The 22483-nt window shown below is 35.0% G+C and carries 18 protein-coding genes and 3 pseudogenes; 19 read left to right on the forward strand and 2 right to left on the reverse strand.

Annotated features, from left to right (window positions below):
• Window positions 1–48: 48 nt before the first annotated feature.
• The 6 genes and pseudogenes from AC3WVZ_RS03535 to AC3WVZ_RS03560 all read left to right on the forward strand — a co-directional run bounded on the left by AC3WVZ_RS03535 (window position 49) and on the right by AC3WVZ_RS03560 (window position 3428).
• Window positions 49–1002 (forward strand): DnaD domain protein, encoded by a 954-nt coding sequence (locus AC3WVZ_RS03535; RefSeq protein WP_086387933.1) that lies wholly within the window; start codon window positions 49–51, stop codon window positions 1000–1002.
• Window positions 1003–1013: 11 nt separating this feature from the next.
• Complete coding sequence (locus tag AC3WVZ_RS03540; RefSeq protein WP_196477848.1) at window positions 1014–1493, forward strand: hypothetical protein; 480 nt, start codon at window positions 1014–1016, stop codon at window positions 1491–1493.
• Complete coding sequence (locus tag AC3WVZ_RS03545; RefSeq protein WP_065485659.1) at window positions 1486–1716, forward strand: hypothetical protein; 231 nt, start codon at window positions 1486–1488, stop codon at window positions 1714–1716. The genes AC3WVZ_RS03540 and AC3WVZ_RS03545 overlap by 8 nt, the downstream gene beginning before the upstream one ends.
• 23 nt (window positions 1717–1739) lie before the next feature.
• Window positions 1740–2293, forward strand: a pseudogene (locus tag AC3WVZ_RS03550) (hypothetical protein).
• Between the two features lie 39 nt (window positions 2294–2332).
• Window positions 2333–2767 carry a hypothetical protein gene (locus AC3WVZ_RS03555; protein WP_069355125.1) on the forward strand — a complete coding sequence of 145 codons (435 nt, stop codon included), beginning with the start codon at window positions 2333–2335 and terminating at the stop codon, window positions 2765–2767.
• Between the two features lie 124 nt (window positions 2768–2891).
• Window positions 2892–3428, forward strand: coding sequence for a dUTP diphosphatase (locus AC3WVZ_RS03560; RefSeq protein ID WP_065485656.1), 537 nt, complete (start codon window positions 2892–2894; stop codon window positions 3426–3428).
• A gap of 179 nt (window positions 3429–3607) precedes the next feature.
• Here the strand turns inward: AC3WVZ_RS03560 and AC3WVZ_RS03565 are convergent, their stop codons facing one another.
• Window positions 3608–4078: a hypothetical protein gene (locus AC3WVZ_RS03565; protein WP_069355126.1), complete on the reverse strand. Its 471-nt coding sequence runs from the start codon at window positions 4076–4078 to the stop codon at window positions 3608–3610.
• A 582-nt stretch (window positions 4079–4660) separates the two neighbouring features.
• Here AC3WVZ_RS03565 and AC3WVZ_RS03570 point away from each other — a divergent pair.
• The 6 genes and pseudogenes from AC3WVZ_RS03570 (at window position 4661) to AC3WVZ_RS03595 (ending at window position 7771) form a co-directional block, all read left to right on the forward strand.
• A complete protein-coding gene (locus tag AC3WVZ_RS03570; RefSeq protein ID WP_419762053.1) occupies window positions 4661–4843 on the forward strand; it encodes an Acb2/Tad1 domain-containing protein in 183 nt (60 codons plus the stop codon).
• 562 nt (window positions 4844–5405) lie between these two features.
• The gene (locus tag AC3WVZ_RS03575) at window positions 5406–5618 is read left to right on the forward strand and encodes a hypothetical protein (protein WP_065485654.1); all 213 of its coding nucleotides are present in this window, start codon (window positions 5406–5408) and stop codon (window positions 5616–5618) included.
• Between the two features lie 304 nt (window positions 5619–5922).
• On the forward strand, window positions 5923–6021 hold the full coding sequence (locus AC3WVZ_RS03580; RefSeq protein WP_425594301.1) for a DUF3983 domain-containing protein: 99 nt from the start codon (window positions 5923–5925) through the stop codon (window positions 6019–6021).
• 305 nt (window positions 6022–6326) lie between these two features.
• The gene (locus AC3WVZ_RS03585; RefSeq protein ID WP_065485652.1) at window positions 6327–6815 is read left to right on the forward strand and encodes an ArpU family phage packaging/lysis transcriptional regulator; all 489 of its coding nucleotides are present in this window, start codon (window positions 6327–6329) and stop codon (window positions 6813–6815) included.
• A pseudogene (locus AC3WVZ_RS03590) lies at window positions 6812–7302 on the forward strand (tyrosine-type recombinase/integrase). The gene AC3WVZ_RS03585 and the pseudogene AC3WVZ_RS03590 overlap by 4 nt, the downstream one beginning before the upstream one ends.
• Window positions 7303–7552: 250 nt before the next feature.
• Window positions 7553–7771 (forward strand): hypothetical protein, encoded by a 219-nt coding sequence (locus AC3WVZ_RS03595; RefSeq protein WP_065485648.1) that lies wholly within the window; start codon window positions 7553–7555, stop codon window positions 7769–7771.
• A gap of 392 nt (window positions 7772–8163) precedes the next feature.
• On the opposite strand, the gene AC3WVZ_RS03600 is transcribed toward AC3WVZ_RS03595, so the two are convergent.
• Window positions 8164–8922, reverse strand: coding sequence for an anthrax toxin lethal factor-related metalloendopeptidase (locus AC3WVZ_RS03600; RefSeq protein WP_233936032.1), 759 nt, complete (start codon window positions 8920–8922; stop codon window positions 8164–8166).
• A 722-nt stretch (window positions 8923–9644) separates the two neighbouring features.
• Between AC3WVZ_RS03600 and AC3WVZ_RS03605 the strand changes: the two are divergent.
• From AC3WVZ_RS03605 to AC3WVZ_RS03635, 7 genes and pseudogenes are all read left to right on the forward strand, one after another.
• Window positions 9645–10853: pseudogene (locus AC3WVZ_RS03605) on the forward strand (hypothetical protein); the annotation flags it as partial.
• Window positions 10854–11110: 257 nt separating this feature from the next.
• Window positions 11111–11368 carry a hypothetical protein gene (locus tag AC3WVZ_RS03610; protein ID WP_113733255.1) on the forward strand — a complete coding sequence of 86 codons (258 nt, stop codon included), beginning with the start codon at window positions 11111–11113 and terminating at the stop codon, window positions 11366–11368.
• 218 nt (window positions 11369–11586) lie between these two features.
• Window positions 11587–13953 (forward strand): phage tail family protein, encoded by a 2367-nt coding sequence (locus AC3WVZ_RS03615; RefSeq protein WP_233936034.1) that lies wholly within the window; start codon window positions 11587–11589, stop codon window positions 13951–13953.
• Window positions 13954–13994: 41 nt separating this feature from the next.
• Window positions 13995–15470, forward strand: coding sequence for a distal tail protein Dit (locus AC3WVZ_RS03620; protein WP_233936035.1), 1476 nt, complete (start codon window positions 13995–13997; stop codon window positions 15468–15470).
• Window positions 15467–20959 carry a phage tail spike protein gene (locus AC3WVZ_RS03625; RefSeq protein WP_233936036.1) on the forward strand — a complete coding sequence of 1831 codons (5493 nt, stop codon included), beginning with the start codon at window positions 15467–15469 and terminating at the stop codon, window positions 20957–20959. Before AC3WVZ_RS03620 ends, AC3WVZ_RS03625 begins: the two co-directional genes overlap by 4 nt.
• A gap of 39 nt (window positions 20960–20998) precedes the next feature.
• A complete protein-coding gene (locus AC3WVZ_RS03630) occupies window positions 20999–21424 on the forward strand; it encodes a phage holin family protein (RefSeq protein WP_069355143.1) in 426 nt (141 codons plus the stop codon).
• On the forward strand, window positions 21424–22359 hold the full coding sequence (locus AC3WVZ_RS03635; RefSeq protein ID WP_233936037.1) for an N-acetylmuramoyl-L-alanine amidase: 936 nt from the start codon (window positions 21424–21426) through the stop codon (window positions 22357–22359). The genes AC3WVZ_RS03630 and AC3WVZ_RS03635 overlap by 1 nt, the downstream gene beginning before the upstream one ends.
• The last annotated feature ends 124 nt before the right edge of the window (window positions 22360–22483 follow it).

The following is a 22483-nucleotide window of genomic DNA, read 5'->3' on the forward strand; positions in this document are numbered from 1 at the left end:
GTATTATAACAATTAATTGATGTTTTGGAAATAGGAGAGGTAGGAAATATGGGTATTTTTCGAGTGAAAAAGGATACAAATTATTCGGTTATACACAATACGCCTTTGCGCGATGAAAATTTAAGTTGGAGGGCAAAGGGGTTATTGGCTTACATGCTTTCTTTACCGGATGATTGGACATTTCATGCTACTGAATTAAGTCAACATGCCAAGGATAGCGAGAAAACAACAACAAGTACCCTAAAAGAGTTGAAAAAGGCAGGGTATTTGAAGAGATATCCAATCCAAAATTCAGAAACAGGGAAAATTTCACATTGGGAAACCATTGTTTATGAGTTACCAACCATAGATACCAAAAACCATAGGGTGGATAAACCACCTAGTGGTGAAACCACTGAGTGGAAAAGCCACCCTATGGATGAACCACATGATGGTGAAACCACCGAGTGGACGAACCACCCTATGGAAAAATGCCGACTACTAAATACTAATTCTTTACTAAGTACTAATAATATACAAAATACTAATTATTATCATGATGATAATAAAGAATCGAAATCACATGTATTAGTCGATGAAGAATTTAAGGTCAGTTATAACTTTTTAAAAAATGAAGGCATTCCATTAAGTGAAATTGCCATTACGGAATTAGGAGAGTTTTGTGATTCATTTGGTAGCGAATTAATTAAACATGCTGCTCACAAAGCCATTGATGAAAATAAACCAAAATGGAATTATATTAAGGCTATTTTGAAAAGCTGGGAAAAACAAAAAGTAAAAACACTAGATGATGTTGCTGCATTAGATAGACGCTTTGAAATGAGTAAGAACAAGCGATTGAATAGTTCGGGACCAGGTCGTTCAAATAGAAAAGAAATTGTTCCAGATTGGTTACGTGAAGATGTTGAGCCAACTAAAAAAGAAATTGAAAAGCAAAACTCGCAATCTATTGATGAAGAGCGTGAGAGATTGCAAGAAGTGCTAAACAAATATAAATCATAGGAGCGATTTACATGTTAAATCCATTTGAAGATGTAATTGGAGAAGAGTGTTATAAATGCGAAAATCCTTTTCCTGAGTCTGATATGAGTAAAATATATATTTCTGGTTTGGAAAGGACTTTATGCAAGCGGTGTAGAGAGCAGCTTGAACAGAAAGTAAAAGTGTTAGATTTTCGTGTCATTCATGACGTACTAAAGGAATTAATAACAGGATTCGGCCGCGAGAAAGTCCGTCAATTCGATTTAGTAACTGCAAAAAGATACATGATTGACAACGAAGTAGCTCTAACGATTGAAAAACGAGGAGGCAAGTTCAATCAAGAACCTTTAGGCGAATTTGTTTTCTTATCTACCGAAGAGTTAATTACAATCATCGAATTTTTAATGAGAAAAATGAATCCTACCCTATGGATGAATGCTGTGATAGGGAATGTGTTAGATCAACAAATGATTATTACGCTTTCACCGATAGAAGGTGAATCAAATGACTGAACAAATCACAATAGATCATGATTTTATTTACGAGCCACTCATAGATACATACATGGTGGATATTGTTACAGAATCAGGATTTAAATTAGAATTTTGTGAAGCTGAAACGAAAGAAGAAGCGGCGTTAAAAACTCGTGAAAAATATCGTAAGAATTATAGTTTTAAGATTCGTAGTATTGAAGTTTCGAATAGATCGTTAAAAGAAATTCAAGAACTTAACTAACAATTGAATAGGAGAAGATACTCATGCAGAATCCATATGATTATTATATAACTCCAGAAGAATATGAGGCGGCTGCAAAGAATGGAATTAGTAATGAATTACTGACACGTAGGATTAGAAATTTGGGATGGGACAAAGAAATTGCAATGACAAAACCATCAAGATATAACGCAAATAGATGGAAAAACATTAAAGAAATAGCTTTGAAAAATGGTATCTCTCATTCAACTTATACAGCAAGAATAAAAAAAGGTTGGAGATTGATGCAATCAGTAAGCCACCTATAGATAAGTATCAAGCATTAAAATTGGCGGAACAAGCCAATTCAAAATGTAAAAACAAAGTGTTAACTGATGGACAAGCGGAACAAGCTGAATTAAATGGTATTAGTTATAGTACGGCACGTGACAGAGTTAAACGTTTGAAGTGGACTGTAGAAGAAGTCATAACAACTCCAGTGTTAACACGATCAGAATGTGGAAAGAAGGCAAAAGAAGCTTCACTTTGGTCAAAGTTGGTTATTCCATCAAGAGAAGAAATGATGCAGCGCAGGAAGTTAACTTATATAGCTGATTAGTTTGGATTCATAAATCTTTAATTAGAGGAGAGATAGAAAATGAATTTACAGATTGATGAAAAGAAAGTAACTGCTGGTCAATGGGTTATATGCGAATTGAAGGATAACAAAGTTATTGCACAAGTGAAACGAGTGATTAAAGATACATTTAACAACAAAGTAGAGTTATGGGGAACATGGGGATGTGAAGGAGCGATACATGGTGATTGGGGCTACAATCATGCAAATAAATGTAGATACGCAACAGTAGAAGAGATCAACAAAGAAAGTTTAAGACGTGTATTTGCTCAAAAGGGACGGAGGCCGAATGAGTATCGTTCTGGTGATGTGGTAACTGATGATGTGTATACATCTCGTGTTTTACACGTAATAGCCGATAGAGCGACTGTACAAATCATGAACTCGCATCAAATATATGAGGTTGCGATAGAAAATTTAGAAATTCTATTCTTTGCTGAAGATATGGCTGGTTAAATCATGGGATTTGTAGTTTCAATATTATGTGTATTGGTGGTTATGATTGTCTTCAGATTGGTAGATAAGGTTAACAAAAGAAAGCGTTCAAATAAATAAGTTTCAAGAGTAGGAGAGAAATTACATGAAAAATCGATTTATTGATTTAACGGAACTATTCCAAATGCAAAGGGTTTTAGATAAGGATATCATAGCAAAACATAAAGAAAATTATGTTCGCTATGACATGCTGTATAACAAGGTTTATGCGCTAAAAAATGAAGTGAATGAAGCTTGGAATGCAACAAATTCTTTTAAAATGTGGTCCACAAAATTTGAGCAACCTAACGATACATTTTTAGAAGAAATGGTTGATATTTTACATTTTTGGTTGTCGGTTGCTATGGACTTTAAAATCAAAAATCTGCTTCGAACAATTTATATTACAGAAACTAAAATAAACGGTTTTAATAAAGCGTTCTTCCATATGGACAAGAACGTAAATCATCTTATTGGAAAAGCCGAATACAAGGACTCTATTGGTGCAAAAAGACCTTTAATAATGATGATGGATTCATTCTATAAAATTATTGAATTTGCAGGTTTTACATGGGATGACGTTGTGAGAGCGTATAAAGAAAAAAATCAAGAAAACTTTAATCGTCTTGTTGGTGGTTATTAACCCAATTTGAATTTTATACAAAAAAAGATGAATCAGCAATTGTTCTAGCTAATTCACTAGTTCTATCAATTCAAGTAATTTTCTTTTTATATGTAGTTATATCAAAGTTCTAAGAGACGAGTTAAAAAGATTCCAACAAGAATACAAAGAAAAATTAATATAGAGAGAATAAGGTTTTATTAGGTTAATGCTACAACAGCAAGAGTTAACCCCCAAGTATTTAATGAATCAGAATAAGGTCCTACATGAACAGTCAGTGTACTTGTTATACCTGAAGGTGTAGTAAAAATGGCGGGTGCTGATACAGAGGTATATCCTGCAGTGTATCCTAAAGAAGTGCCTGAGCCAATTAGGGCATTATTATTAAGATACATAGTGATACCTGCGAAATTGCCTCCGGGTTGAATCATTACTTGCACTTCATAGATTGCTAAATAGGTTCTTCCGCCTTCTAGCAAAACAGTTGTTGGTGGTGTGAATGAGATTGCCGTGCCATTAGAATGTACCACGGTATCTAGTGGAATTGCAGAATTTACAGAAACGATTGTTGGAGTAGTCTGAACAACGTTTAAACTGTTAGCTGTGGGAGATGGACAAGAGCAAGGACACGGTTTGTGAATTTTTGAGTTCTTATTATGTTGATCATTCACAAAGAATCAAACTCCTTTTTGTGTATCTATTTTATTTTTAATGCATTTGTAAAGATAAACTGAATTGTGTTGGTGAGTCAGTTCTTAAAAATATTTGATATATGAGGGATCTCAAATTGCATTCAATACATATATATGAATGTTTTTTGAGAGCAGTACTGTAAATTAAAAACACAATAAAAGAGTGATTTTATACAGAAAAATAAAAGAACCCGCTGATGCTAAACGGATTCTTTTGTAACAGGAACACAAGGAACACCAGGAGGCTGGTCCAGAGCAATCTAGGTATTCACTTGGATGATGTTACTATATGTAAATGGGATAAAACGGTTCATGGAAATTAAACAAAATTCTTATTTAACAACAAATAAAAGGCGCATGTTATATGCACCCTTAGTACGGTAGATGAATGTCTTATGAGATGTAGAAATCTAAAAGATCGTAATCAGATTTTTACGAGTAAATTTTTAATATAGTATGCCTTACTTGGAATTATGGAGCCTGTCATCAAAGAATAAAGGTAAGTAGGAATTTTAATTTTGGAAAAGGAGCTAAAAAATCATGAAAGAACAAATTTAAAAAATTTTTACTTATCATCCACCGAAAGAGGGACAAACAGAGAAGTTTGTAGATATTAGAAATGAAGCTTTGCAATTCGCAAATTTGATAGATGGATCATACCCGAATAGTCGTGAAAAATCATTAGCTTTAACAAAACTTGAAGAAGCTGTTTTTTTGGCTAATGCAAACATTGCAAGAAATTAATTTTTAACAAAATCCTTATTTAGGTACAAAAAAGAGCACAATATATGTGCTCTTGAACAAGAAAGGTAGATTTCTATGAGTGGATGCCTCCATACAATAATATATGCTTGTCCAGTTAAAAGGTGAAAAGTTTTAATAAAATTTTTATTTGAACATTACAGAAAGCCTTTTGAGAAAAGCGCTCTGAAGGTGAATGTACTGTAACGACTATTCAGATTAGTATATGTATGTTTTTTAACGTATGTGCAGTTTTATATAGGGTCTTTATTAGTGCATTTAAATGCTAAAAGAGCGCTCCTTATACCTAATTATAACGAAAGTGACGAACTCACATTATACAGAAAGGCACTATTATTGTATGTCAAAGTATAAGGTTAGTGAATGAATTTAGATAAAATTTTTATTTGAAAGTAAATAAAAAAAGAGCACACATATAAGTGTGCTCTTAGACTAAAAGGTTTGAACGTATGGACTGTGGAGTGCCCTACACAATAAGATATGCTTGTCTGATTAAAAGGTGAAAAGTTTTTATAAAAACGTTATTTTTGGGTGGATGGAGAGAATGAGACATACAAGAAATAGCCGAATGTTTACAGTGGATCACAAGAACTTTAAGTATTTAGCTAATAATAAAATTTCATTAATGCGTAAAATCGGCTATAGAGGATTAGACCCAATTTTCCAGTGGCACAGAGATTATCATGGTATAAATATTGTATCTTTTAACCGTAACGGTGATACATTTAAAACTTATGTGATAAAAGGGAGAAATTAAACAAAAACGCTATTTTGCACTTTGTAAATGATAAAGCAGCTAGCTCAATGAACTAACTGCTCGGCTCCTATATTAAAAAATGATGCTAAGTGTAAGGTTGATTCGTGACAAATGGAGCCTATGTCTATTATTAACGAAATATTGAATTTTATTCATTGGATATAAGAGAGTTTAAAAATAATCCTTGTGTAAGCATTAATGAATAGATACAATTCACATATTATATTTTTGAATGAATAGTATTAAATTAATTAAAACGATCCAAAATAGCTGTTAAGGGTATTTAAAGAGAAGGGTGGAAAATTTGGCTAGTTTGAAGAAAAAGCAATTAAAAAAAGCAATTGCTCGTCGTATAAAGGCTATACAAAAGGAAGAGAAAGTTAGACTAGATAAAGCTTGGTAAAACCTTTTTACATAGCCTAGCATCATGAAATGAATATAGTCCGGCTCGAAAACTAGAGGACACCGATTTTTAGAACAGCAATCAAGCTGCTTTAAGAAATGGTGTCCTCTTTCTTTTGTAAGTGGGATGGAAAAAATTCAAGAACTAAGAGGTCAATGACGTGAATGGGAAAAACAAACTAAACAAAAGAGAATTTTAGCACTTGTGAAATGGAGAGTTTAATGGGGATGTATAGACCTTGTTATGAACGAAGACGTGGAGCAATCAGACAAAAGTAATTTAAAAATAAAAGGGAGTGGTCTTACGTGACTATACAATTATCTTTTTTACCAAAAATCGATAGAGCAGCAACACAAGAGAAATTAGAAGGTATTTTGGAAAGTGTACGTATATATAAGCAGTTTGGAATGATGCGTAAGGAAATGAAAGTCACTCCTTCTTATGAAAGGAGAGAGCATGGTCCTACACATACAGTTGGCAAGCAGTTAGAGGATGTAGCGATTTCTAATATTCAACAAAGAAAACGTGAAGAATGGTTAGAAAAAATGGCATTTCGAGTTGAACAAGCATTAAGTCGATTCGGAAACAGTTCAGTTGGAAACAATCAGAGGGACATTATAGTTAAACGATATTTAGAAGATGAAGATGTATGCGATTATATGGTGTATAACGAAATTGGCATGAGTGAGCGTACGTATCGACGTATGAAAGCGAAAGCTTTCTATAAGCTTGCTTTTGCTCTTAGATTAGAAGTTTATGAGACAGAGAAGCAATACGCGGGGGATGACTTATGAATTTTGTCCAGTTTATACGTAATCCAGAGCAAATACAACAAATCAAAGAATATTTAAAGAAAAAGAATGCATGTAACTATATTTTGTTTGTAATGGGAATTAATACGGGTTTACGTATAAGTGATATTTTAAAACTAAAGGTTGGAGATTTAAAAGGTAATCATATCTCAATGTGTGAAATGAAGACCGGTATGCAGAAACGTATACAGATTACAGCGATGCTAAAGAGAGAGCTTCGATATTTCAATGAAAACAGAGAAGATGATAGTTTCTATTAAAAAGTAAGTAGGGGGGATCGTCTAATCGGCCGTAGTAAGGCATATAAGATACTAAGTGAAAAGGCAGCAGAATTGGGATTAGATGAAATAGGATCCTATACGTTAAGAAAGACGTCCAAGTATCACATTGACATGCAAACGAAAAACATGGCATTCTCATGTAGCTATTCAATCACTTGTCTACACTACGTTACATAGGTGCAAACTAAGATGCAATGGATAAAGTGATGACTAGGTTTAAAATCTAATCATTGCTTTTTTCTATTTAAATCTATACAGTTACTCAGAAATTTTGTACTGTGTAACCCAAAAGAAAAAGTAGAATGAAATCAATGATACCAAGGGATTTGGTGAAAGGGTCAGTTACACACAATATAAGATATGGGTAACTGCAGGTATCGAGAAATCGAATGGTGTATATACATAAATATAAACTGTAAGGGGAGGTAATTGTGATTCATGTTAAATGAAGAACTATTAGAAGTAATCATTAAATATAAAAGGAATACGGGGAGAAATCCTGATATGTTAAAGTTGAACCCAACTTATTTTAGAAATATTTTAGAAGAATTGAATTATCCACATTGGATTATTAAAAAGAAAATGACAGAAATGAAAAAAAGTATATTTGGTGTACCAGTAGAAGTAACAGATACAGTGGAAAAATTTGAACTATGAAAAACAATGGCATAGTTGTGGCCGCTTTTTGGCAGAAAATGTGTCGGTTATTTTGGAAGTAATGTGTTATATTTGTATGGTGGGAAGTGTCGGAAAACACAACTCACGATGTTGGTATTAAAATTCTAAACGGTTCATAATGACGGTATCTAAAATCCGAAACCAGTTTTCGATGGTGCGAGATTGAATGTAGCCGTTGAATGGAAAGAGCATCTTGAAAGATGCTCTTTATTTTGTATATAGAAAAATACTAATTCGTGTAGTAATTATGTTTACAAAAAGAATGTTACTCAGTCATCTGATTTCTTTATTTAGAGTAAACAGGGAATCTTTGATGTGGGAGGAATGACTTGGAAAAGAGTTGTATCGCTAATACATGTGCATGGATACAATTATAAACGAAGAGGTAGTTTTTGTATGAACTCGTAGGTATAAGGAGCGCGTGTTTTTAAAGTTTCATGGGTAGAACTATTCAAGTAATAGTAGGCATAGGCTTCAGCAAAATATTCCTCTGGATAGTAGTAATAGGAACTGTTGGAAAAGGAATTATATTCACGACTATGAATTCTTAAGAATTCTTGTGAATAGCTAATGTTTTGGAATACATAACGATCAATAGCGTGAGCTGTTTCGTGTAATTCAAGATTGATTGAAGTATGCATATTACCGTAATTACTATATCCTATACGAGCAACAACAGGATTCCCGCCAATACCTGGAACAGAGTCCCAGGTATAGCCTGTACCTTCCCAGCCTCTAGGGATTTGTCCTCTTAAATAAGAATATTCGGGTAAATAAGTGATTGGAAAGTTAATGAGTTTAATACGAATATTTTTATGGTAAAGAGCATATAGAGTTTTGCTATCAATGTTGCTAATACGCTGTATCATATTGGTGGCTTCTTGTTGATTATAGTTGCCGGAAGTTTGGACGATGATAAGTTGTTGAGGAAGATTCGCCGGTGATGGTGTGTGCAGTTTTAGGAAACCCGGAAGGGTGGATGGAAAGAAAGGAGAGGTAGAGACAGAGGGATTCGTTGTATTTTTACCAGAAATGATAGGTTGTCCTTTTTGAGCGCTCACACTAATCGAGGGTATAATTAGGAATAATGAGAAACATAAGACAGTTAAGAGCAATTTTTTGAATTTCATAGTTATTCATCCTTTGAAAGTAATTTATATCCATAGTATTATATTATGAAGTTTAGATAATGGTGATAGGAATGTAATCGTTATTTTTATATGTAAAGAGGAAAAGAAAAAATAGGGATGAAGTTATTGGAGAATTATAGTTTTTTCGTATGTTCTCACACAATGCTAATGTGCAAGATAAGTCTATAGCTTGCTATAAAAAAGAGAGCTACATGGTCTGTATAAGACAAGTCATGTAGCTCTGGAAGTGAGTAGGAGGACAAGTGAGTTTTTACGTCCTCGCAGAAATTTAATTAGGGTATATGTATTTTAACATGCAGGGCTTGTAGTGAGGAGAGAAAAGTGTTCTGTAATAAAGGACAAAAAATAGATAGTTGAATATAGGATTGTATGGTATTTTAAATTAGGTAAATGATGGCGGAAACCACTTTTACAATATATGTATAAGCAGATTTACGGGCATCCATTGTAATTCGGAAGAGCTTTTGCTCTTCTTTCAGCCGCTAAGTTTTAGACATGAATGTATAACCGGGAAAGTTAAACATATATGCTTAGCGGTTGAAAGAGGGGCTAAATAATACATAATGTTAGATTAAGTTTTTAGGGTAATTTTTTAATAATAAGTACATGCAGTACAAGTTGTACTAGAAGAGAGCGCTTTTATTATTGAGGTGCTTTTTTTTATAGGATTTATAATGAGGTGATGGATGAGAGGTGAGAAAATGGCAGGAAAAATTAAAGGAATTACGATAGAAATTGGCGGGAATACAGAGCCGTTACAAAATGCTTTAAAAGATGTAAATAAACGAAGTAATGATTTAACCAAAGAATTAAAAGATGTTGAGCGTCTTTTAAAATTCAACCCTGGTAATGTCGAAGCGTTGGCTCAAAAGCAACAATTACTTACACAAGCAATTGAAAATACAACCCAAAAGCTAGATAAATTGAAAGCAGCAGAACAACAAGTGCAAGCTCAGTTTCAAAATGGAAAGATTTCTGAGGAACAATATCGTGCGTTTAGGCGTGAAATTGAATTTACAGAAGGGTCACTTAATGGTCTGAAAAATAAGCTTGGAAATATGAAGGCTGAACAAGACAGCGTAGCAAGTTCAACAAGGCAATTAGAAACATTATTTAGAGCTACAGGTAAAAGTGTTGATGATTTTGCAGGAGCGTTAGGAAATCGTCTTGTGAATGCAATTAAAAGTGGTACGGCTACCAGTAGACAGTTAGATCAAGCGATTGGTCTTATTGGTCGTGAGGCATTGGGAGCAGAAGCTGATATTGAAAAGTTACAACGTGCGCTTCGTTCTGTTGATGATGGTAATTCAATACAACAAGTTCGAAATGATTTAAGGGACCTTTCACGAGAAGCTGAAAGAGCAGGTAAAAGCTTCAAAGAGTTAGATATCGGTTTAGAAAATATGTTAGGTGGAGCGATGGCGGCTGGTGGTATTTCAGGTGTAATTGAAAAAGCGCTTGATACTTCGAAATTAAAAACGAAAATTGATGTAACTTTTGAAGTCCCAGCATCATCTAAGAAATCAGTTGAACAAGCTGTTCGTGGTGTTGAAGCCTATGGTGTAGATGTGGAAGAAGCTCTTGAAGGAACACGTAGACAGTGGGCTTTGAATAAGACTGTAAGTGATGAAGCGAATGCAGCTGTTGTAAAGGGTGCATCAGCAATCGCAACTTCATATGCTGGTATTGATTTTACCGAATTAATTCAAGAAACTAATGAAATTGGTAACGAATTAGGGATAACAAATGATAGTGCTTTAGCTTTAACAAATGCCTTGTTAAAAATGGGATTTCCTTCTGAACAATTAGATATTATCGCTGAATATGGCGGACAGCTGACACGAGCTGGATACAACGCAAGGGAAGTTCAAGCGATTATGGAAGCTGGCGTTGAAATAGGAACATGGAATTAGATTATAGTTCCCTTGTATGGCGACATACACTGAAAAACTCCTTTAATTCAGTGAAACTCTCAAATGAGACAATACTGAGCGAAGCCTTTTAATTAAGGAACGTGCAACGACTAGTCGAAAGACGTAGGGTGTAAGCAAATGACACTCGAAACGGGGAGCAACTCAAGTAGTTGAAGATATAGTCTAATCTATACGGTGACGTATAGCAGTTCATAAGAGAACGGGCGTGACGTTGCGAATCACGCTGAATATAAATGATCGATAATCTCTTAGACGGATTGAAAGAAGGACGAATTAGAGCGGCTGAATTCGGAAACGAAGTTCCAAAGGCGCTTCAAGATTTACTTAAAGGAACAAAAATTTCTACTGAGCAAATGCAAAAGTGGGGTAAAGCAGTTGCTGAAGGCGGTAGGGGCGGTTCTCAAGCCATGACGGAAATTGCAAAGGCTCTAGATGGTGTTGAAGATGCAACGCAGAAAAATTTAATAGGTGCTCAAATTTTCGGTAGATGATAAATTGTGCCGAAATAAAATCGCGGTATGAAGCAAAGAGGGTGCGAATCCTAATTTGAACCGAAGGCTATACGAAGTATAGTCAGGGGCAGAGCATAGAAGGTGAAAAGATATAATCCTTCCAAGAGACCGCGACACTTTATAAGTGAAAACGTATGCCGATCTTACAGGAAATGAACTGTAAGAAGTAGAGGATAAAAAGCCTTTACGATAACAAAATGACAATGTACGAAGATCAAGGTCAGAATATCACTAATACATTAATTGGTGCTTCTGAGAAAGTTATAGATTTTGATAAGAACCAAAAGAACTTAAATGAAACTATCAAAAAAATGGATGCAAGCCCAGCGATAAAGTTCCAAAAGGCAATGGGTGATTTAAAAATGGCACTCGAACCACTTTTGGGTGTAGTAGCTAACATTATTGGAGCTTTTGCAAGTTGGGTTTCAGCGCATCCAGCATTAGCCGCAGCATTAACAACGATTGCTGTTGCATTAGGAATATTAATTGGATCTTGCATGGCTCTAGCCCCGGTATTTGTCACCTTATCCAGTATAGCTGGAATAGTAGGTGTAAGTATTGGGGCTGTTGCTGGTCCAGTTGCATTAGTGGTAGGAGGATTTATAGCCGCCACCGCAGCTATAGCAGGAGTAGTCGTGTGGATGAAACATTTATGGCAGGCAAATGACGGTTTCAATAATAGTCTATCTGGTGTGATTACTGGTATACAGAACTTTATTGGGATTCTTATCGCTTTAGGTAAGTATCTATTTACCACAGCGGCTGAAGGGGATCATATGAATCAATGGGTAGGTTATCTACCTGAGAGTTTTCAAGCCGCAGCGGAGAAAATTGGCTTAGCTGTTGTTAAAATACGTGAAGCGTGTCTACATCTTTTTGATGCTATAAAAGCAGTATTTTCAGGAGATTTTAGCCAATTAGGAGAGATTTTTAAGACAATTGGTCCTTCTATAGCAGGGGCGATTATTGGTGGGCTTCCTGGTGTTCTCATCTCGGTATCTCGTTATTTGCCAGCTATAGCAGAGTATTTGAATGCAAACTCCGGAATTATTCTTGAAACCATAACAAATATTTTTACCAATATAGCTAATTTTGTAACGACAGCACTACCACAATTTCTTGAAGCTGGATCTCAAATGATTTCAAGTCTTGTGAATGGCTTGGTTGTAGCGGCTCCAATAATCCTTGAAGCCATTGTTGGAATCATTAATACAATTTCGCAAATAATTGCTACTTATCTTCCTATGATTGTTCAAACGGGAATCCAAATTATTCAAACCTTAATTTCCGGAATTGTACAGGTATTACCTACGCTTATAGAGACAGGGCTTCAATTGATCATGACTTTAATTAATGGGATTATGCAGATGATTCCACAATTAATTCCAATAGCTGTAACGATTATTGAGACCATTATTAATGGGATCATGTCATTTTTACCTCAGTTAATTGAAATAGGAATAAATTTATTAGTTTCGTTAATCACAGGTATTACACAAGCTTTACCTATGATCGCTTTAGCAATTATTACTGTCATTACAACTTTGATTGAAGCAATTACATCAAATCTACCAAAGATTATTGAAGCTGGTGTTAAGGTTTTAATTAGCTTAATAGATGGAATCATTAAAATGCTACCGCAATTAATAGATTTAGCAATAAACCTTATAACGAAAATAGCAGATACATTACTAGCAAATTTACCTAAAATAATTGAATCCGGTATAAAAATTCTAATGGCTATTATCGATGGGGTTGTAAAAGTTTTACCGCAACTTATCAATGCAGCCTTAGATTTAATTGTTAAAATAGCATCCACATTAATCGCTAACTTGCCAAAGATACTTGAAGCTGGTATCAAAATTTTACTTATGTTAATTGTGGGTATTGTACAAGTGTTACCACAATTAATAGCAGCAGCACTAAAGCTTATTGTCACTTTGGCAGGAGAATTAATTAAGAATTTACCTAAAATACTTGAAGCTGGTGTTCAATTAATTTGGGCATTAATAAAAGGTATCGTAAGTATGGTTGGACAACTAGGATCTACAATAGTAACAGACATTGTACCTAAAATCGTAGATACATTAAGGAAAATTGACCTCTTTAAAATTGGTAAAAATATTATAAGTGGTTTAATTGATGGTCTTGGCAGCATGGCTGGAAAGGTTATAGATAAAGTAAAATCTATTGGGAGTAGTATTCTAGATGGTTTTACTGGATTCTTTGACATTCACAGTCCATCAAGATTAATGAGAGACCAAGTTGGTAAGCATATTGGAGCTGGTCTTGCGATTGGTATGGAAAATTCAATTGGAATAATAAACCGTGCATCTCAAGCAATGAGTGAAGCAGCAGTACCAACAGTTAATGTTGGCAATATAGGACTACAAGCCAACGGATTATACCAAGGTCAAGGTGTAAATGGTGAATTTGCAGTCCCAGGTGGTGGACTAGCAATTGAAGTGCCTGTAATTTTAGAAGGAAGAGAAGTTGCACGGGGTACTTATCGATATACAACCGAGTATCAAGATAGAGAAGCAAAAAGAAACTCAGACTTTTAGGTTTGGGTTTCTTTTATTTTATAAAGAAATGAGGTGTCAAAATGAGCTCTTTCAAATTTAACAATGAACGTAAAAATTATATCCAAATTGCAAAAGGTTGGAAAAGACCAACTTGGGCACCATTGAAACGGAATTTCCTAAGTACTCCAGGATATCCAGGGGCAAGATTATTAAATACACAAACAGAAATGCGTGTTTTATCAATTCCTGTAGGGATCATAGTTCCTGATAATTCGGATTTGGAAATGTTAAAAGAAGAAATTGCAAGTTGGTTAATAACAGATCAACCAGTAGAGCTTATTTTTGATGTAGAACCCAATAGAACATATTTAGCAGTTGTGGATGAAAGTTTTGATCCAGATGAGTTTGTAACACTTGGAATAGGTACACTTAAGTTCATTTGTCCAATGCCATACAAATTAGGTCCTGTACAAAGTAAAACTCTTGCTATTGAGAACAGTGATTTAAAGTCTAACTTTATTAACAAAGGATCTGTAGAGTCTAATCCAATTATTGATATAACTGTAGGGGCAAAGAGTCCTTTTCTTGATGTATGGAATGGTGACGAATACTTTAGGCTAGGTTATCCAGTTTCAGTACAGACGGTTGTGGTATCTAGAGAGGAACGTATTTTATGGGATGAAATGACTGACTTAACTAAATGGACACCGTATACTCAAAAAATCGGTTATATTCAGCCCGCAGGTAGTTTTAAAGTATGGCAAGGTTACGCATTCTATGCTGAAGATTATGGTAATGGTACCGCATGGCATGGACCTGTAATGACTAGAGCAATCCCTCAAGATGCTACTGATTTTATTTTGGATTGTCAATTCACACTACGTTCTAATAGAGTTGGTCAGATGGGTTCTGTAGCTGTATTCCTTCTAGGAGACAATGATGAAGTTATGACTATGCTGGATTTAACAGATTACTACAATACTATGCAAAATATTAACGCTAGAGTTGGTGTAGGTTGGATGGAATCCGAAGTCAATAAAGATAACTATAGAATTATCGAATCTACAGGTGGTATTCGTGAAGGATCGTTCAATGACTTTAGAGGTCATTTGTCAATGAAGCGTGAGGGAAACAAGTGGTTTGCTAAAGCATCTAAATATAGAACGAATACAGAGATTGATAACGATACTGAATTAGATTATTGGATAGACATAAGCAATACATCTAAATACACAAGTATGAAGCCCAAAAAAATTGCTGTAGCAGTTACTAAATACGGAAATAATGATGCGATGGAAGTCGCATTTATTGAAGATGTTAAGTTTTACAAGATTAATCATTTTGATAAAGATGTAACACCTTATATTTTTGATATAGGAGATAAAATTCAAATAGACACAGAAAGATCATTAGTAACAATCAATGGAACAAATGCGATTGCACTAAAAGATATATTCAGTTCATTTCCTGTTATAAAGCGTGGGAAAAATGAAGTTATAATACGTCCAGCAAATGTAGGAATAGCAAAATTGACGTATAGGGAGCGATTTAGATGAGTGCACCAAGTGGAGACTTACATGTTGTTGATTTTAAAACAAATCAAATCGTCTCAGCTGTACAACCTAAAGACTATTGGGATGACAAACGACATTGGGAAATCAAAAATAATATCGATACTCTAGAGTTTAGGGTATTTGAAAATACAGATCATGCAGCAACACTTGTACAACAAAATTTAGTACTAAAAGAAGTACGCGGTGGTAGAATCGTTCCTTACGTCATTACAGAAACGGAAAAGGATTCTAAAGATAGATCATTAATGGTTTATGCATCTGGTGAATGGATTCAGCTTGCTAAAGCAGGAATTATTGAGCCACAAAAAATAGAAAGTAAAACATTGAAACAATGTATGGAAATAGCCCTTAAAGGGATGAAGTGGAAAATAGGTAAAGCGGAACATGACGGAGCACATTCAATGGTAATTGAAGAATTTACCGATCCATTGGATTTACTTAAGAAAATTGCCGCTTCATTTGAATTAGAAATTCAATATCGTGCTGAAGTTGTTGGTTCTAAAATTGTTGGTCGTTACGTGGATATGGTTAAGAGACGAGGACGAGATACAAGAAAAGAAGTAACCTTTGGTAAAGATTTAATAGGAATTAAGCGTATTGAGAACTCTCAAAACATTTGTACAGCCTTATTAGGTTTTGTAAAAAAAGAAAATGGAGAATTTATTACAATCTCATCCATAAATAAGGGTATTCCTTATCTTGTGGATGATGCAGCTTACCAGCGTTGGAATGAGAACGGAAAACACAAATTCGCTTTCTATACTCCCCAAACAGACGACCAAAATATGTTTCCAGAGAGACTTTTGATTCTAATGAAAACGGAAATGAGTAAGATTGTGAATGCTTCTGTTTCTTACGGAGTCGATGCACAAAATATAGCAAGAGTACCTGGTTTATCACATGAAGAAATCAATGAAGGAGATACAATCCGAATTATAGATGAAGGGTTTACACCTAAGTTATATCTTGAAGCGCGAGCTATTGCTGGTGATGAATCTTTTAAAGATCCTACACAAGATAACTATGTGTTTGGTGATTATCGTGAAATCGTTGATCAAAATGATGAGTTGCGAAGATTGTATCAAAAGATACTAAGTTCATTGTATGACAAGGTTCCACAGGAGTTATTTGACCAATTAAATAATAAAGTAAAAGAACAAAACAAAGACATCATTGATGCTAAAGATAAAGCTGATCAAGCTCAAAAAGAAAGTCAAACAGCAAAAGATTTGGCAGAAACAACACAGAAATATATGGAGCAAAACATGGTTGATATTATCGAACAACCAACGGCTCCTACTGAGAATTTACGTGATGGAAAAACTTTGTGGATAGATAGTTCTGATCCTGAAAATAAGGTGCAGAAACTTTGGAAAGGTGGTCAATGGCAAAGGGTTACTCCAGATACAGGACCATTAAAGCAAAGTATTAAAGAGGTTAAGGAAGATATTGAAACAGCTAAAACAGAATTGAATCAAAAGGTTCAAAGTGTGGAAGGTAAAGCGCAAGAAATAGCTGGACAAATAGTGGATGTTCAAAAGCAAGTTAATGGAAAAGTGGATCAAACATGGATTAATACACAGTTAAAAGATAAAGCTGATAAATCTGGAGTGTTTACAAAAGAGGAAATTAACAATGGATTTATTGGTAAACAAATCTATGAAACTGATAAGAATGGTAACGTTAAAAAGTTCCAAGATATTAATACATCTATGGATCAAACGAATGAAGCTCTTAGACAGAAAGCGGAGAAGTCAGAGCTAACGAAAACAAACGACGATTTAACTAAACTACAAAACAAAACAAATGAAATTGAAACAACAGCAAGTGGCACAAAACAAAAGTTAAGCGAACTAGAAACCGCTGTTGAAAATACGGAAATCAGTATACGTAACCTAGTTCCAAACAGCGCAATCAAACAAACATCAAGTGATTACGGTTTCGGATTAAGAATTACAACTATTGATTTAGTTGCAGGTGAAACATATATCTTAATGGGAAATGGTCGAGTAGACCAACAAACACTAGATGATGGGAAATACCTAGTTATTTACATCTATGAACCTACTTGGAAGTATGTCAGTAAAAACTTTACGATAAAAACATTAACTGATTCCACAGGATACACATTGTTCACCCCTACGTGGACTGGGAAATATACGGTTGCAAGTTATTTATCGCCTACTGGTGGAAACCGTTTAGGTAAAGTTACAACAAATTGGGTCGCTTTATACAAAGGTAACGTTCCAATGGGGTGGTCGCCTGCTCCCGAAGACCAAGTTACGACAACTGATTTTACTAAAAAGACAGTAGAAATTGAGACGACTATTAAAGGGATTAATACCTCTGTTTCTAGCATACACAGCGAACAAGGAAAGCTTACAGAACGTCTGACGAAATCAGAGCAAACCGCAGATGGATTTAAAACTTCTATTGAATCGTTAACTAAAAAAGATACTGAAATTAGTAATAAATTAAATACGGTTGAATCGACTGTGGAAGGTACGAAACAGACGATTTCTGATGTACAACGAACAACAAGTGAGCTTAAGAAAACAACAACTGAAATTAAAGAAGAAGCAGGAAAAGTCACCGAGAAGTTGAGTAGTGTGGAGAAAAAGTTTGATGATATGAAATTTAGTGGACGTAACCTTCTGTTAAGTACAAGTGGCACACTTAAATCTGACACTGGAACGACCATTTCAAATACTGATTTAAAATCTTTTAAATTTGCTCCTGATACTTTCGAAATGATTAGAGGTCAAGAAGTTGCTCTTTCTATTACGGCTAGAACGCAAGCTTTTTCGAAGGGAACACCTAGCCCTTGGATGGGTATGGAATTATCAGTGACATATGAAGATAATGAGCAAGTTTGGCTACCTATTCGTATAGAAGACAAAGTTGCTATCTCTCAAGGTTGGGTTCGTTATTCTGCTGTTGTTACAATAAAAAATAAAGCAGTTAAAACTGGTTATCTAAATAGTTTAATTCGAAATGTAAAAGGTATGGTTGAACTTAAAGAATGGCAAATTGAAATTGGAAATAAAGCAACTGAATATAGACCAGCGGCAGAAGATCAAGTAACAACCGATGAATTCACCAAGAAAACAACCGAAATTGAAAAAAGTGTGGATGGTGTGAAAACTACTGTATCAACTGTTCAAAAAGATCAAGGTACAATGCAAACTACCTTGAATCAAGTTAAACAAGCAACAGATTCTAATGCACAAACCATTACAACTCTATCGCAAACACAGGGCAAACAAGGGGAAATTATTCAACAAAACACGAGTGATATCACACAGTTGAATAATCAAATCAAATCCAAAGTAACAGATACTCAAATGCAAGAGTATGTGGGTAGAGTAGGAAGTACGAACTTACTATTTAATGCTGCATTTGAAGACCGAGTAATAAACTCTACTACAGGAGTTGTAACGAGTAGAAAACCGAGTATTTCTAAATGGAGTTTCGGTCCAAACGGCAGTAACTTTACAGCTGTACCAGAAACAGCGAGAAACCATGACGGTATGAATTCCGTTAAATTAGAATCGTCCGGGCAGACAGTAGACAGAAATGCAGCGTTCTATCAATCATTACCTGTATCTCCTAACTCCGGTGATTATGTGTTATCTGCATGGTTCTACACAGATGCAGTTGCTACCATAGATAATACAGCATTTGTAATGATTGAATTTTACAATGGTTCTACTTGGGTTACGAATAAAGTTGTACAACTTGTACCGTTACTGACTAATGGATCATGGAAATTTATTAATGTAACTATGCCGGCTCCTGCATCAGGTGTTACTATGATACGTTTCATGGTAGTTATTAGAAAAAACGGTAGACTGTGGGTATCGCAACCGCAACTACAACAAGGTATTACACCTTCTAGTTTCATGGAGAATCCGAAAGACTATGCTAACTATGACCAACTTGTAGGCGAAATCGGAAAGAAAGTGGCTACTTCTGATTTTGATAGTAAAGTTTCTAAAATGGAAACAACTATCAATCAGCAATCTAATCGTATTGACTTAAAGGCTGAGAAAAATGATGTTTATACGAAAACAGAAGCAAACGGTCAATTTGGAAGTAAGGCTTTAGTGGATTCGCATACTTCTCAGTTATCTGTAATGAGTAATGAAATTAATTCTACAGTCAAAAAGGGCAATATTATCTCATCTATCAATCAAACTGCAGAACAAATTCAAGTCCAGGCTAATAAAATCAACCTTGTAGGATACGTTACAGCCGAACATCTTAAAGGGGATGTTTTGGAAGGGATGAATATTAGGACTTCCCGGCAATCGAATGACCCTAGATGGGTAGAGATAATGAAATCTAATGTTCGATTAAAAGAGGATGGACTTGTAAGAAGTTATTGGGGATTTTATACGCGTAATGATGGTGGGGTTCAGCCTTCTTTATTTTTGGGGAAAGATTCAACAGATACTGTAGGTTCTATAGCAATTACACAAGTGACGCCGAATAAAACAGATTTTGCAAATGCTTGGGGAACAATTGGTATGGTTAATGAAATTAGTAATAATATGTTTAAAACAAATGCTACTGTAGGGTTCTTTAGAGATAGTGGTGGTAGGTTAGAGTTGAGTGCGGGTGGACATGTTCTCATAGATTCTAAGGGATTAATTAACGTAAGAAGCGATGATTTTCTGTTATTAAGAGCTAAGAGAACAATGAGGTTGGAAACTACATGGGATAATGGCGGTACTAATATTAACATGGAAGCAACAAAAAGTTTTAATGTTATGGCTCATTCTCAAATTTGGCTAGCTTCTAATGAGGAACATTTTTACGATAATAATGCAGGTAAGTTTTATTTTAGAAATAGAAATAAACCATCTGATCAGAATAGTGTCTTAATTGATGATGATAATGCTAATGCTGATATAAGACTAGCATATATACGAGTGAGAGCATCTCATGTTTCGGGATATCAAAATTCTCTTCAAGTTAAGAATTATAACGGTACTGAATTTAGGGATTTGGAATGCCGAAGTCTAACTGTTAATGGGAACTTTTACAATAAATCAACTAAGAATATTAAAGCTAATATTAGGGATTTGCCGTTTGATCCTGTAGAAAAAATTATGGCTTTGCAACCAAGGAGTTACAACTTAAAAACGGAAGCAGAAAAGTTGTATAAGATGAGAGAAGGAAAAGAAGAAGGAGAAGAGCCGTTCACAACAAAAGATATTGTAGCGAATTATGGTTTTATAGCAGAAGAGACCGATGAAATATTCAAATCAGAAGATGGTAAGGCTGTTAATATATATGGAACTTTGGCAATTCATATCGCAGCCACTCAAAAGATGCATATTGAATTGAAAGAAGTAAAGGAAGAAAATAAACAATTAAAAGAGCAAGTTTCAATGCTTATAAATGAAGTATCCACATTAAAAGATTTAGTTCGAAAATTAATAGACGAGAAACCAGAGCAGCCATAAGTTGGTCTATTTTTATTATCTAAAAAAGGAGAGGAAAAGATGGGTCGTATTGATGTATTATTAAAAACTTTTATTGCCACTTTTGGTGGCTTCTGTGGGTATTTTTTGGGAGGATGGGATGCAACATTGAAAATCTTATTGACGATGGCAGTTATTGATTATTTAACTGGCATGATTGCAGCAGGATATAACGGAGAATTAAAAAGTAAAGTTGGTTTCAAAGGCATCGCCAAAAAGGTGGTGCTTTTTCTTTTGGTCGGAGCGGCCGCTCAACTAGATTCAGCACTGGGAAGTAACAGTGCAATTCGTGAAGCGACTATTTTCTTCTTCATGGGTAATGAGTTACTTTCACTTTTAGAAAACGCTGGTCGTATGGGAATCCCCTTACCTTCAGCATTAACAAATGCAGTTGAAGTTTTGGGGGGAAAACAAAAACAAGAAGAGAAAAAGGGAGATGTCCAATAATGGAAATTAGAAAAAAATTAGTTGACTCAAGTAAATATGGTACAAAGTGTCCGTATACAATGAATCCAGAATTCATTACAGTCCACAATACGTACAACGACGCTACAGCAGAAAATGAAGTCTCTTATATGATTCGCAATGATAATCAAGTATCGTTTCATATCGCGGTAGATGATAAGGAGGCTGTACAAGGAATTCCTTTAGAGCGTAACGCCTGGCATACTGGCGACGGTAACGGGAATGGTAATCGTAAATCTATTGGGGTTGAAATTTGCTACTCTTTAAGCGGTGGAGATAGATATTATAAAGCGGAACACAATGCAGCTATCGTTGTAGCTCAACTAATGAAACAGTACAATGTTCCAATTAATAAAGTCCGTACACATCAATCGTGGAGTGGGAAGTACTGTCCTCATCGTATGTTGGCAGAAGGACGTTGGAATAACTTTATTGAAAGAGTCCAAAATGCATACAATGGAGAAGGCAAAGAAAATCCTACGCTTATTTCAACGTCATCAACTAACGGGACAGGTATTGCGTATATTGAGGGCAATGGCATTAACCTTCGTAAAGGCCCAGGCACTGGATACGGGATTATTCGTCAATTAGGTAAAGGTGAGTCCTACGAAGTATGGGGACAATCAAATGGATGGTTAAATCTTGGTGGGGATCAGTGGATTTATAATGATTCATCTTACATTCGTTATACTGGAGAGAGCACATCAATAAGTTCGCAATCAGTCAATAATGGTGTAGGAATAGTTACTGTTACAGCAGATGTATTACGTGTTCGTAAAGGTCCAGGAACTAATTATGGCATTGTAAAAAATGTGTACCAAGGAGAACAGTATCAATCGTGGGGATATCAAGATGGATGGTATAACGTTGGTACCGATCAGTCGGTTTCAGGTAGATATGTGAAATTGGAAAGGTAAAACATATTATGTAACAGCAAATGTGAAGCCCATGTATATGCTAAATAAATGAAAAGAAGGTCTACTCATGGATAGGGAGGACCTTCTTTTCGAACTATGTTTACTTTTTTTCCTTGTAATTAAA

The sequence above is a fragment of the Bacillus sp. CPT56D-587-MTF genome (genome assembly GCF_058792335.1).